A 12583-nucleotide genomic window follows, 5' to 3' on the forward strand; every position below is an offset into this window, starting at 1 on the left:
CCTGCCTTTCGATGGTCCCCGCCGGTCAATTGTGCAGGACCGCGCCGTCTTTCATGACCAGAGAGCGGGGCGGATGGGTCACCACTGCCTCGGCCGCGCCGCCTGCCGGCACCACGACGAGGTCGGCCCGGTCGCCCGCGGACAGGCCGTAACCGGTGAGGCCGAGCGCCCGCGCGCCGCCGTAGGTCGCCGCCTCCAGCGCGAGCTCGATGTCGGGATCGGAGCGGAACGTGCTGCGGTAGGCCAGGTGCATCGCCCGCTCCAGCATGTCGCCCGAGCCGTAGGGCCCCCACAGGTCGCGGATGCCGTCGTGGCCGCAGGCGATGACCACCCCGGCCGCGCGCATCCTCTTCACCGGTGGCACCGGGAAGCTGTAGACGGCGCCGGTGGCCAGCGCCACGCCCGCTTCTGCGAAGCCCTCGGCCAGGCGGCCCTGGTGGGCCTCGTCGATCTGGCCCAGCGCGTAGGCGTGGCTGACCGTGACCCGGCCGCCCAGCCCCAGCGCCCTGGTGCGCTCGGTGATGAGCTCCAGCTCCCAGGCGCCGAGCGTGCCGCCGTCGTGGAGGTGGATGTCGAGGTGGGCGCCATAGCGCTCGGCCAGACCGAAGATCAGGTCGAGGTGGCGCACCGGGTCGCGGTCGATGCCCGCGGGGTCGAGCCCGCCGACCGCCTCCACGCCGCTCTTCAGCGCCGCTTCGAGCAGCTCGGTGGTGCCGGGGTTGGTGAGCACGCCGTGCTGGGGGAAGGCGACCTGCTGCACGGTGACCGGGACGCGGCCGGCCGCCTCGCGCACCGCCTCGACGCCGCGCAGGCCGACCTCGGGGTCGATGTCGGTGTGGGTGCGGGCGTGGGTGGTGCCGCAGGCGCTCATCCGCCGCAGCAGCCGCTCGATCCGCTCCACGCTGGGCACGCCCAGCTCGGCCCGCCTGGCCAGGTCGTTGCCGATCCGTCCGGCGAGGGTGTCGTCGGCGGAGTGGGGCACCCACGGCCCGCCGTAGAGCGTCTTGTCGAGGTGGCAGTGTGACTCGACGAGGCCGGGCAGCACGAGCTGGCCGGTGACGTCGACGACGCGGGCGGCGGGGGCGTCGAGCGCGGGGCCGACCCGCTGGATCAGGCCGTCGCCCACCAGGATGTCGGCCGGCGCCTCATGCCCCCAGGGGTGGCCGCCGCGCAGGAGTGTCGCGGTCATGGCAGAACCATAGACCCGGGGACCGACGAAACTCAGCCCCCGCCGAGCCTTCCCACGGGTGCGACCACGTGGTGTTTCGCCCCTGTACAGACCCATTCGGGGGTGTTGTTCACGTGCAGTCCGAAGCCGTGCGCGGGGCAGAGCGGCCAGCTCGTCCAGAGCGCCTCGACGATGATCTCCTGGGCGACGTCGGCCACCTCCGCCAGCGGGTCGGCGCTCTCGCGCGGGTCGAAGCCGGTGGACGAGGCCTGCCCGCCGTACGCCACCCGCAGCCACCCGTCGCCCCACGCGGGCGCGCACACGCGCAGCCGCCCGGGGACCGCGGTCGCGTCGAGGTCGCGCTGCACCGTCCGCACGGACCGGTCCAGGCGCGCGAAGCCGGTGAGGAGAGCGTGAAGATCCAGGTCAGCCGGTACGGCCACGCCCAGTCCCTCCAGCGCGACGGCCAGCTCCACGACCCGATCGCCGGCGAGCTCACCGGCCGAGATGGCCGCGTGAACCTCCCCGGCCACCTCCTCGAACGTCACCTGATCTCGCTCAGATGCGCCACGTTGGCCACGTCGTCCGCGTCGGTGCTCGGCGTGCCGGCGAACCACGCGTCCAGGATCTCGGTGAGCAGCGCCGGCGACGTCAGCCGGATGCTCAGGGCGAGCACGTTGGCGTCGTTCCACGTGCGCGCGCCGTCGGCGGTGTGGGCGTCGGCACACAGGGCCGCGCGCACGCCGGGAACCTTGTTGGCCGCGATCGCGGCGCCCGTGCCGGTCCAGCAGGAGACGACGGCCTGTTCGGCCCGCCCCTCCGCCACGTCACGGGCGGCCGCCTCGGACGCCCAGGCCCAGTCGTCGCGCTCGTTGTCGTCGAGCGCGCCATGAGTGATCACTTCGTGGCCGCGAGCACGCAGCTCGGCCACCACCGTCCCGGCCACTCCGTCGAGGCTGTCGGCCGCCACTGAAATGCGCATGCTCTGATGTTCTCGTGCCTTCGGCTGGAATCGAACCAGCGACCTCCTGCTCCGCAAGCAGGCGCGCTCTCCACTGCGCCACGAAGGCGTGACGGGTGCGGGGATCGAACCCGCCTGGAGCGGCTTATGAAACCGCCGGGCACACCAGCGCCCCCACCCGTCCGGACATGCGAATGCCCCGGGAACCATGTCCCGGGGCACGAGTCGTACGTTCCTAGGCCCAGGACATGCCGCTACGGCGGTCACGCATTCGGAGGGTGTTCATGACTGGTCCTTTCGGGCGATGTGACGAGGATGTCGTGAAGGGGGCGTGCGGTGCAACGGGATTAATGCCGGTCTCCACCAGGTTCGCAGCCGGGATTGGTCATGTGGGCACGAACGGGAGTTCGCGGGGGTAAGTGATAAACGACCACTACGGTGGCTTGTGTGCTGATCAAAGAGGATGACATCCCTGCTCTCGCGAGGGGCTGCGCGGTGCTGGGCACCGGTGGCGGCGGAGACGTACGCACCGGTTCGTTAGCTGCGCGGCGGGCGATCCAGGCGTACGGCGGGGTTCCGCTCATAGGGCTCGCCGATCTGCCGGAGGACGCCCTGATCCTTCCGCTGTCCGGGATCGGCGCGCCGACGGTCAGCCACGAGATGATCCACAGCGTGGACGAGCCGAAGCGGATCGCCGAGGAGGTGGAGCGCATCTTCGGCCGCGCTCCGGCCGCGGTGATGTCCTCGGAGATCGGCGGCGGCAACGGGGTGGCGCCGGTCGCCTGGGCGGCCCAGCTCGGGCTGCCCCTGCTCGACGCCGACGGCATGGGACGGGCGTTTCCCGAGGTCCAGATGGTCTCCATGTACGTGGCCGGGCTCCCGGCCGACCTGGTGATCATGTCGGACGTGGCGGGAAACATCGTGACCATCAGGCCCGTGGACGGTTTGTGGTCGGAACGGCTGGCCCGCGCCGTCTGCGTCGCCGCCGGGTCGAGCGCGCTGATGGCCGACTACGTGCTGTCCGCCGGACAGGCGCGCGGCGCGGTCATCGAGGGTACGGTCACCCGCGCGATAGCCGTGGGCAGGGCCACCGAGCACACCGCAGACCCGCTCCGCGCCCTCCAGGACGAACTGGGCGCGCGCCGCCTGATCACCGGCAAGCTCACCGACGTCGAACGCCGTACCTCGGGCGGCTTCGTCAGAGGCTCGGCCGTGATCGAGGGCACCGGCGCCGACCGGGGCCGCACGCTCACCCTGGAACTCCAGAACGAGAACCTGGTCGCGCTGGAGGACGGCCGGGTCCGCGCGATCGTCCCCGACCTGATCACGGTCGTGGACACCGAGACCGCGATCGCCGTCCAGACCGAGTCGCTGCGTTACGGCCAGCGTGTCACCGTGCTCGCCTGGGCCTGCGACCCGCTCTGGCGGACCGAGAAGGGCCTGGAGACCGCCGGCCCGGCCGCGTTCGGCTACGACCTGGACTACGTGCCCGTGGAGGAGCTCGCATGACGTTGCGCATCGGAATCGACGTCGGCGGCACCAACACGGACGCGGTGGTGCTCGACGCGGCCGACCGGGTGGTGGCCAAGGCCAAGCGCGCCACCACGGCCGACGTCACCGGCGGCCTGCGCGCCGCCCTGGACGCCGTCCTGACCGACCTGGCCCGCACCGCCCCCGCGGACCGGGTCGGCAGGGTCATGCTGGGCACCACCCACGCCACCAACGCGATCCTGGAGCGCCGCAACCTCGGCAGGGTCGCGGTGGTGCGGCTGGGCGCGCCCGCGACCACGTCCGTGCCGCCGCTGTCGGACTGGCCCGCCGACCTGCGCGCCGCGGTCTCGGCGGGCGAGGCGATCCTGCCCGGCGGCCACTACGTGGACGGCCGCCCGATCAGCCCGCTCGACCTGGACGCCGTCCGCCGCTTCCTGGACGGCGTCAAAGCCGACGCGGTGGCGGTGTCGGGCGTGTTCAGCCCGGCCGACGCCGAGCACGAGCGCCTCGTCGGCGAACTCGTCGAGCGCGAGTACGGCCTGCCGGTCAGCCTCAGCCACGAGATCGGCTCGCTCGGGCTCCTGGAGCGCGAGAACGCGACCGTGCTCAACGCCGCCCTGTACGGTGTGGCCGCCGCGGTCACCCGGGCGCTGGTGGAGGCCCTGGCCGAGCGGAGCCTGACGGCGCGGCCGTACCTGGCGCAGAACGACGGCACGCTGATGACGGTGGAGTACGCCGCCCGCCTGCCCGTCTCCACGATCGGCTCGGGACCGGCCAACTCGCTGCGCGGCGCGGCGTTCCTGTCGGGGGCGAAGGACGCGATCGTGGCCGACGTCGGCGGCACCTCCACCGACCTGGGCGTGCTCGTGGGCGGCTTTCCCCGGGAGTCGGCCGCGGCGGTGGAGATCGGCGGCGTGCTCACCAACTTCCGCATGCCCGACATCCTGGCCATCGCGATGGGCGGCGGGACCCGGCTGCGCCCCGGTGCGATCGGCCCGGACTCGGTGGGGTACCGGCTGGCGGAGTCCGCGCTGGTCTTCGGCGGTACGGTGCCCACCATGACCGATGCGGGCGTACAGGCCGGGCGTATGCCGGGCGCGCCGCGCGAGTGGCGTTCGGCGCTGGACGAGCACGCGGCCGCGGCGGACATGCTGGCAGATAGCCTGGTCATAGCCGACGAGATGGTGGCCGACGCCGTGGACCGCATGTCACTGGGCCGGGCCGACCGCCCGCTGGTCGCGGTGGGCGGCGGCGCGTTCCTGCTGGCCGGGCGGATCCCCGGTGTCAGCCAGGTGATCAGGCCCGAGCACGCCGAGGTGGCCAACGCAGTCGGCGCCGCGATCGCGCTGGCCAGCGGCCGGGTGGACACGATCGTGCCGGCGGGCGCCGGCCGCGGGCGCGCCATCGAGCGGGCCAAGGAGGAGGCGGCGGCGAAAGCCGTACAGGCGGGGGCCGATCCCGCACGTGTTGAACTGGTGGATGTGCACGAGGTTCCGCTGAGCTATCTGGCGGAGCCGGCGGTGCGCCTTCATGTAAAGGCCGCAGGTCCGCTATCGAATTGACGCCCAACGGCGGACGTTCGTCGCTACGATCTTGCCGCGGCTGAAGCCGGACGAAACCCATTGAAAGGACCCCATATATGCACTGGCACAAGCGACTGGCCGTCGCCGGGGTCGCCGGCGCCGTCGCTCTGACCGCCTCCGCCTGCGCGGGCGGACAGGTGCGCGGAGCCGGCGGGACGCCGGGGCCCAGCGAGTCGGCCGCCGCCACCGGCGGGGCCGCGCCCAAGCAGAACGACGCCACCTTCGTCTACTCGCCCAACCTGGGCGTGGTCACCGACTGGGACCCGGCCACCTCGTACTCCAACGAGATCGTCGCCATGTCCAACATCTACGAGGGCCTGACCAGGTACAACGCCGAGACGAAGAAGCCGGAGCCGCGCCTCGCGACCGAGTGGACGTCGGCCAAGGACGGCAAGGAGTGGACCTTCAAGCTCCGTCAGGGCGTGAAGTTCCACACCGGCAAGCCCATGGACGCGGAGGCGGCCAAGAAGGCCATCGAGCGTACGATCAAGATGAACGGCGGCCCCGCCTACATCTGGAGCGCCGTCGACACCATCGAGGCCGTCGACCCGGCCACGCTGAAGTTCACACTCAAGTACGCCACGCCGCTCGACCTCGTCGCCTCCGCCGGGTACGCCGCCTACATCTACGACGTGGACGGCGTGGACAAGGACGGCAAGAAGGACGGCGGCACCGGCCCGTACACGATCGACCAGTGGCAGAAGGGCAAGGAGACCGAGCTCACGCTGAAGGCGTACGAGGGCTACTGGGGCGGGTGGAAGCCCGACCAGTACAAGAAGGTCGCCTTCCGGGTCACCCCGCAGCTCACCACCGCCTGGCAACTGCTGCAGCGCGGCGAGGTCAACTACGTGCAGCGGCTCAACCCGCAGTTGTTCGAGCAGGCCGGGATGACGCAGGGCGTCCAGGTGAAGCAGACGCCGTCGTTCCAGAACCTGCTGGTGCTCTTCAACACCGAGTCGGGCCCCACCAAGTCCGCCGCGGTACGGCAGGCCCTGCAGCTGGCCATCGACTACGACGGCCTGGCCGCGGCGCTCAAGGGCGCGGGCACCAAGAGCAGCGGCCTGGTCCCGCAGGGGCTTCTCGGCCACGTCTCCGGCCTGGAGGCCAAGCAGGACCTGGGCAAGGCGCAGGAGCTGCTGCAGTCGGCCGGTTACGGTCCCGACAACGAGGAGCTGAAGCTCAAGCTGACCTACGCCCAGGGCGACGACGACCAGAAGCTCCTGGTCACGCTGCTGAGCTCGGCGCTGAAGAACGTCAACGTCGCCGTCGAGGCCAAGCCGATGGCCTGGGAGGCGCAGTGGGACCTGGGCAAGAAGAAGGGCCAGGACGTCTTCGTCATGTACTGGTACCCGGACTACGCAGACGCCTACAGCTGGTTCCTCAACGTCTTCCGCAGCAAGGACCAGCCTGAGTTCAACCTGTCGTACCTGAAGGACACCGAGATCGACAAGGCGATCGACTCACTGCCCGAGCTGACCGCCACCGACCAGCTCAAGGCCGACCAGGTCTACTCCGAGCTGCAGAAGAAGATCATCCAGGAGAAGGCCGCGGTGGCGGTGCCGTACGTGCAGACCTATCAGCGCGCGCTCACCGCCGACGTGAAGGGCTACGTCGACAACCCGGCCTACCCGAACGTGGTGTTCTTCTACAACCTGTCACGCTGATGTGGCGTTACCTGCTCCGCCGGCTCGGCCAGGCTCTCCTGGTCGTGGCCGGCGTGGTCACGCTCACCTTCGTGATCATGCGGCTGGTGCCGGGCGATCCGGCGGTGGCCTTCGCGGGGCCGAAGGCCTCGCCGGAGGAACTGGCGGCGGCGCGGGCGCGCTTCGGGCTGGACGACCCGGTGCCGGTCCAGCTGTGGAACTACGTGCGCGACCTGGTGACCGGCGACTGGGGCACCAGCCTGCACACCAGGCGACCGGTCCGCGACGATCTGATGACGGCCTTCCCCGCCTCGCTGGAGCTGGTGGGGACGGCGCTGATCCTGGCCATCGCGCTGGGCATCCCGATCGGCGTGCTCGCCGCCCGCTACAAGACGAGATTTCCGGACCTGGGGGTACGCGTCGGCTCCATGCTGGCCGTCTCCGTCCCCGTCTTCTGGCTGGCCCTGGCCGTACAGACGGTCTTCGCCAGCAACCTCGGCTGGTTTCCCGTGGCCGGCGAGTACGACGGGAGCCTGGACACCACCAGCCCGCTCACCCTCTGGACCAACATCACGATCGTGGACGCGCTCATCACCGGCAACTGGCCCATCTTCACCAGCACGCTGCAGCACCTCGTCCTGCCCGCCCTCGTGGTGGCGGCCTACCCGGCCGGCGTGATCGCCCAGCTCACCCGCGCGGCGCTGATCGAGGAGGCGGGCCAGGACCACGCCAGGCTGGAGCGCGCCCTGGGTTTCTCCGAGTCCAAGATCCTCACCAGGTTCGCGCTGCGGGCCGCGCTCAACCCCGTGCTGTCGCTGATCGCCCTGGTCTTCGCCTACGCCATGGTCAACGGCTTCCTGGTCGAGGCGGTCTTCAACTGGCCCGGCCTCGGCCGCTACGCGGTCGACTCGATCCGCTCGCTCGACACCCCGGCCATCGCCGGGATCACGCTGATGATCGCGATCGTGTACGTGCTGAGCAACCTGGCCGTCGACCTCCTGCAGGGCGTCGTGGACCCGAGGGCGAGGGCCCGATGAAGGCCGCGGAACTGCGCAGGACACTGCCCAGGATGCCCGACCGGTTCGCCGCCGCCGGGGCCGTGCTCATCGTCCTGGTCGTGCTGGCCGCGCTCTTCGCGCCGTGGCTGGCGCCGTACCCGGTGGACGAACCCAAACCGCTGGAGGCGCTGCTGCCGCCGAGCGGCGAGCACTGGTTCGGCACCGACCAGGTGGGCCGCGACGTGTTCACCCGCGTGCTGTACGGCGGGCGTACCTCGCTGGGCATCGCCGTGGCCGTGCTGGCCGCCTCCGCGCTGGTCGGCGTCAGCCTGGGCATGATCGCGGGTTACGCGGGCGGCTGGCTGCGCGACGTGATCATGCGGATCACCGACATCTTCCTGGCCTTCCCCGCGCTGCTGCTGTCGCTGGCGCTGGCCGTGGTGCTCCAGCCGAGCGTCACCACGGTGATCGTGGCGATCGCGGTCACCTGGTGGCCCTGGTACGCGCGGCTGGCCGCCTCGGTCGCCGCCTCCGTGGCCAACCGGCCGTACGTGGACGCCGCCCGGTGCCTCGGCGTGCCCGCGCCGCTGATCGTGGCGCGACACGTGCTGCCCAACTCGCTGACCCCCGTGCTCGTCCAGGTCTCGCTCGACGCCGGTGGCGTGATCCTGACCGCCGCGGCCCTGTCCTACCTGGGCCTCGGCGCGCACGAGCCGACCGCGGAGTGGGGCCTGATGGTCGAGCAGGGCCAGACCCTGTTCACCACGAACTGGTGGGTCGTCACCTTCCCCGGCCTGGCGATCGTGCTGACCGCCTTCGCCTTCAACGTGCTGGGCGAGGGCCTGCGCAACGCGCTTGACCCGAGAAGGGTGGTGCGATGATCGAGGTACGTGACCTGGAGGTCCGCTACGGCGCGCGGACCGTTGCCCGCGTCCCCGAACTCGACGTGGCCGCGGGCGAGTGCGTGGCGATCGTGGGGGAGAGCGGCTCGGGCAAGTCGACGACGCTGATGTCGCTGCTGGGCCTCACCGAGAACGCCGACGTCTCGGGCAGCATCAACGTCTGCGGCCTGGACGTGCGCACGGCCTCGCCGCGCGAGCTGCGCGCGATCAGAGGCGCCCGCGCCGCGTTGGTCATGCAGTCGCCGCAGGCCGCGCTCAGCCCGACCACCCGCCTGGGCACGCTGATGCGCCGCGCGCTGAAGCTCCACGGCGTCACCGCCGACCCGGTGGCGGCGGTCCGTGCGGTCATGCTGGACCCGGCGATCCTGCGCCGCTACCCGCACGAGATCTCCGGCGGCCAGGCCCAGCGCTTCGCGATCGCGCTGGCCATCGCCCTGGGCGCGGAGGTCGTCCTGGCCGACGAGCCCACCAGCGCCCTGGACGTCACCGTCCAGGCCGAGGTGATCACGGTCCTGCGCCGCCTGCAGCGCGAGCGCGACCTGGCCATTCTGCTCGTCTCCCACGACCTGGCCCTGGTCAGCACCATCGCCGACCGGGTGCTGGTCATGAAGGACGGCGAGGTCGTGGAGTCGGGCCCGGCCGCGCGCGTCCTGGCCGACCCGTCCCACCCCTACACCCGCGACCTGCTGGAGGCCACGCCGTGACGATCCTGCGCGCGCAAGACCTCACGCTGGGGTATGGCAGGCAGTCCGTCGTCCACGACGTGAGCCTGGACGTGACCACCGGCGGCGTCGGCCTGATCGGCGAGAGCGGCTCCGGCAAGACCACGCTCGCCCGCGCCTTCCTCGGCCTCCTGAAGCCTCAGAAGGGCACCATCTGGTACGGCACGCAAGACCTGAAAAAAGCTGACATGCGGGCCTTCCGGCGCGACGTCCAGCCGGTCTTCCAGGCCGAGTCGCTCAACCCCCGCAGGCGCGTGGGCGCCTCGATCGCCGAGGGCCTGCCCGACCGGGACCGCGTCGGCGAGCTCATGGAGCAGGTCGGCCTCGACCCCGCCCTGGCCGTCCGCCGGCCCCACGAGCTGTCCGGCGGCCAGCGCCAGCGCGTCGTCATCGCCCGCGCCCTGGCCGTCGGCCCGAAGCTGCTCATCCTCGACGAGCCCACCAGCGCCCTGGACGTCACCGTGCAGGCCAAGGTGCTCGACCTGCTGGCCGGGCTGGACACCGAACGTCTGCTGATCACCCACAATCTCGCCGTCGTGGGCAGGCTGTGCAGGACCAGTCACGTGCTGTTCGCCGGGCGGGTGGTCGAGTCAGGACCGACCGTGGAGCTGCTCGCCGCCCCTGCCCACCCCTACACCAGGGCGCTCAGGGACGCCGTGCCCACGCTGGGCGGGCAGCCGCCCCAGGCGGGCACCAGCGCTCCGCCCGCCGAGACGGGGTGCCCGTTCCGGTCACGCTGCCCGCTGGCCGTACCGGAGTGTGAGCGCGCGCCGGAAACGCGTGCGGTGGGGGAGGGCCGCACGGTGGCCTGCCACCGCGCGGAGGACGTGCTCGCCGGGTCCTAAGGCCGCTCACAGGGCCTTGAGGCCGCTGATCACCTCCAGCAGGACCCGCTTGTCGGGCGCGGGGGGCGGGTGCTCGACCTGGACGAGCTGCTGGGCGTGCAGGTCGCCGACCAGGACCCGGACGACGCCGATGGGCAGGTTCAGCTCGGCGGCCACGTCCACGAGCCGGGTGGGCTTGGTGCACTTCTGCATGATGATCAGGTGCTCGGGGCCGAGGCCCATCGGCGGGGTGAGGCCCCCGGCGGTGATGATCACCGCGATCAGGTCGATGGCCTCGCTCGCGGGGACGGTACGCCCGCGGGTGAGGAGGTACGCGGGCACGATCGGCCCGGCGTCCTCGTCGAGCCAGCGCTCGTCACTCACCGCGCACCACCTTGATGGGGCGGGCGGTGGGCTCGGCCGGCGTCTCGCTCTGCTGCGTCACATGCTCTGCCGGGATCAGCACGATGGCGGTGGTCCCTCCATATGGTGAACCGCGCAACGTCACGCGGATGTCATGCCTGGCGGCCAGGCGGGCGACGACGAACAGGCCGAGCCTGTCGCTGTCGGCAAGGTCGAATTCGGGCGGGCTGGCCAGGCGCGTGTTCAGGTCGGCCAGCTCCTCAGGGCTCATGCCGAGCCCCCGGTCCTCCACCTCGATGGCGAAGCCCCGGGCGGCGGCCTCGCCGCGCACCATCACCGGGGTGTGCGGGGGCGAGTACACCGTGGCGTTCTCGATGAGCTCGGCGATCAGGTGGATGACGTCGCCGACGAGCGGCCCGGCCAGCGCGTGGCTGGGCATCGGCTCGACCGCCACCCGCTGGTAGTCCTCCACCTCGGCGGTGGCGCCGCGGGCCACGTCGTGCAGCGGCACCGGCTTGCTCCAGCCGCGGCCGGGCGTCGCGCCGGACAGGATGATCAGGCCCTCCGCGTGGCGGCGCATCCGGGTGGTGAGGTGGTCGAGGCGGAACAGGTCGTCCAGCGCGTCCGGCTCGGTCGCCTTGTGCTGCATGCCCTCCAGCTGGATGCGCTGGCGGTGCAGGAGCGTCTGGCTGCGCCTGGCCAGGTTGCGGAAGACGTGGCCGACGCCCTCGCGCAGCTGCGCCTGGCCGACGGCGGCCTCGACGGCGGTGCTCTGCACGGTGGAGAAGGCCTGGCCGACGTCGTCGATCTCGGTCGTGGTGCTGGCGACCTTCACCTCGGGCACGTCGATCTGCTCGCCCTTGCGCAGCTTCTCGACGACCTGGGGCAGCCGGTCCTGCGCCACTTCCAGCGCGGCCAGCCGGAGCGTGGCCAGCTCCTTGGACAGCCGGTTTCCCGCGCGCATCGAGATCACGATGGACACGATCACGAGCGCGAGGCCGGTGCCGCCCAGGATGACCGCGCGCAGCAGCACCGAGTCGGCCACGGGGGCGGCGCGCGCGGTGAGCATCTGCGAGGCGGTCATCTGGAAGTCCTGGAACGACTTCGACAGCGACTCGGTGGTGGCGACCCAGCCCTCCGGGGTGCGCCCGGCGATGATCTGGTCCTCCATCACCCGCATGCGCTGGTAGAGCGGCGAGGTGAGCAGGGCCACCTGCGCGTCGCGCATGACCGGGTCGAGCTCGGCGACGGACTGGTCGACGAGGAAGCGCCGGTTGCCGACGAGCTGGGTGAAGATCCGGCGCTCCTGCGCGGTGGTCGGGCCGGAGGCGACGGCCTGCTCCCTGGTGAGCAGTTCCTTGGCGTAGCCGAGGTCGATCACGATGCGCGACTGCTCGTAGATCGGGATGTCGTCGACGAAGGCGACCCGCCGGTGCAGGCCGAACAGCGAGTCGATCATGGCGCTGTAGGTCTCGATGGCGTGCACGCGCGCGGTGAGACCGGCGTCGATCTCGCCCCTGAGCGCGTCGAGCCGCCCGAGCTGGATGAGGACCTGGTCGACCTGGGAGCTGATCGAGGGCGAGGCGTCCTTCGACTTGGCGGTCTGGACCTTGAACTCCTCGGCCGCCTGGTCGGTCCGGGCGCGCTGGGCGTTGGCCGACGAACGCTCCATGCTGCCGCCGGAGCGCAGCAGGCGCGTCGAAGCCAGCCGTTCGCGCTGGATCTCACTGATCAGGCGATAGGCGGGATGGCGCAGGTTGGACCACAGCGTGGTGTACTCCCTGAGCTCCAGGCTCTCGCCCGCGGTCACCGCGGCGATCACGCCCCACAACACCACCATCGACATGAGCGGAACCAGCAGCAGACCGACGATCTTCATGCGGATCGTTCTGCTGCGGGTCATTGACACCTCACTCCGGCCGGTCCCC

General features: G+C 71.5%; 12 protein-coding genes and 2 tRNA genes. 7 read left to right on the forward strand and 7 right to left on the reverse strand.

Features of this window, described 5'->3' with window-relative positions:
- Positions 1 to 25: 25 nt before the first annotated feature.
- The 5 genes from ACFWYW_RS16700 to ACFWYW_RS16720 all read right to left on the reverse strand — a co-directional run bounded on the left by ACFWYW_RS16700 (position 26) and on the right by ACFWYW_RS16720 (position 2312).
- Positions 26 to 1189: an amidohydrolase gene (locus ACFWYW_RS16700; protein ID WP_379610315.1), complete on the reverse strand. Its 1164-nt coding sequence runs from the start codon at positions 1187 to 1189 to the stop codon at positions 26 to 28.
- Positions 1190 to 1221: 32 nt separating this feature from the next.
- Positions 1222 to 1716 carry a hypothetical protein gene (locus ACFWYW_RS16705; protein WP_379610314.1) on the reverse strand — a complete coding sequence of 165 codons (495 nt, stop codon included), beginning with the start codon at positions 1714 to 1716 and terminating at the stop codon, positions 1222 to 1224.
- Positions 1713 to 2150, reverse strand: a complete 438-nt coding sequence (locus ACFWYW_RS16710) for an RpiB/LacA/LacB family sugar-phosphate isomerase (RefSeq protein WP_379610313.1) — start codon at positions 2148 to 2150, stop codon at positions 1713 to 1715. The genes ACFWYW_RS16705 and ACFWYW_RS16710 overlap by 4 nt, the downstream gene beginning before the upstream one ends.
- Before the next feature lie 15 nt (positions 2151 to 2165).
- Positions 2166 to 2238, reverse strand: a tRNA-Arg gene (locus tag ACFWYW_RS16715).
- Position 2239: 1 nt separating this feature from the next.
- Positions 2240 to 2312, reverse strand: a tRNA-Met gene (locus ACFWYW_RS16720).
- A gap of 264 nt (positions 2313 to 2576) precedes the next feature.
- Between ACFWYW_RS16720 and ACFWYW_RS16725 the strand changes: the two genes are divergently transcribed.
- The 7 genes from ACFWYW_RS16725 (at position 2577) to ACFWYW_RS16755 (ending at position 10313) form a co-directional block, all read left to right on the forward strand.
- Positions 2577 to 3638, forward strand: coding sequence for a DUF917 domain-containing protein (locus tag ACFWYW_RS16725; protein WP_379610312.1), 1062 nt, complete (start codon positions 2577 to 2579; stop codon positions 3636 to 3638).
- On the forward strand, positions 3635 to 5182 hold the full coding sequence (locus ACFWYW_RS16730; RefSeq protein WP_379610311.1) for a hydantoinase/oxoprolinase N-terminal domain-containing protein: 1548 nt from the start codon (positions 3635 to 3637) through the stop codon (positions 5180 to 5182). The genes ACFWYW_RS16725 and ACFWYW_RS16730 overlap by 4 nt, the downstream gene beginning before the upstream one ends.
- A gap of 77 nt (positions 5183 to 5259) precedes the next feature.
- Complete coding sequence (locus ACFWYW_RS16735; RefSeq protein ID WP_379610310.1) at positions 5260 to 6867, forward strand: ABC transporter substrate-binding protein; 1608 nt, start codon at positions 5260 to 5262, stop codon at positions 6865 to 6867.
- Entirely contained in the window at positions 6867 to 7883 is a 1017-nt protein-coding gene (locus tag ACFWYW_RS16740; RefSeq protein WP_379630159.1) for an ABC transporter permease, read from the forward strand. Before ACFWYW_RS16735 ends, ACFWYW_RS16740 begins: the two co-directional genes overlap by 1 nt.
- Positions 7880 to 8725: an ABC transporter permease gene (locus ACFWYW_RS16745; RefSeq protein ID WP_379610308.1), complete on the forward strand. Its 846-nt coding sequence runs from the start codon at positions 7880 to 7882 to the stop codon at positions 8723 to 8725. Before ACFWYW_RS16740 ends, ACFWYW_RS16745 begins: the two co-directional genes overlap by 4 nt.
- Entirely contained in the window at positions 8722 to 9450 is a 729-nt protein-coding gene (locus ACFWYW_RS16750; protein WP_379610307.1) for an ATP-binding cassette domain-containing protein, read from the forward strand. Before ACFWYW_RS16745 ends, ACFWYW_RS16750 begins: the two co-directional genes overlap by 4 nt.
- Complete coding sequence (locus ACFWYW_RS16755; protein WP_379610306.1) at positions 9447 to 10313, forward strand: ABC transporter ATP-binding protein; 867 nt, start codon at positions 9447 to 9449, stop codon at positions 10311 to 10313. The genes ACFWYW_RS16750 and ACFWYW_RS16755 overlap by 4 nt, the downstream gene beginning before the upstream one ends.
- Before the next feature lie 6 nt (positions 10314 to 10319).
- Here the strand turns inward: ACFWYW_RS16755 and ACFWYW_RS16760 are convergent, their stop codons facing one another.
- Both ACFWYW_RS16760 and ACFWYW_RS16765 read right to left on the reverse strand, forming a co-directional pair.
- Positions 10320 to 10676: a DUF742 domain-containing protein gene (locus ACFWYW_RS16760; protein ID WP_184959987.1), complete on the reverse strand. Its 357-nt coding sequence runs from the start codon at positions 10674 to 10676 to the stop codon at positions 10320 to 10322.
- Positions 10669 to 12558: a nitrate- and nitrite sensing domain-containing protein gene (locus ACFWYW_RS16765; RefSeq protein WP_379610305.1), complete on the reverse strand. Its 1890-nt coding sequence runs from the start codon at positions 12556 to 12558 to the stop codon at positions 10669 to 10671. The genes ACFWYW_RS16760 and ACFWYW_RS16765 overlap by 8 nt, the downstream gene beginning before the upstream one ends.
- Positions 12559 to 12583 lie beyond the last annotated feature (25 nt).

It is taken from the genome of Nonomuraea sp. NPDC059023 (genome assembly GCF_042740095.1).
Classification (GTDB): Bacteria; Actinomycetota; Actinomycetes; order Streptosporangiales; family Streptosporangiaceae; genus Nonomuraea.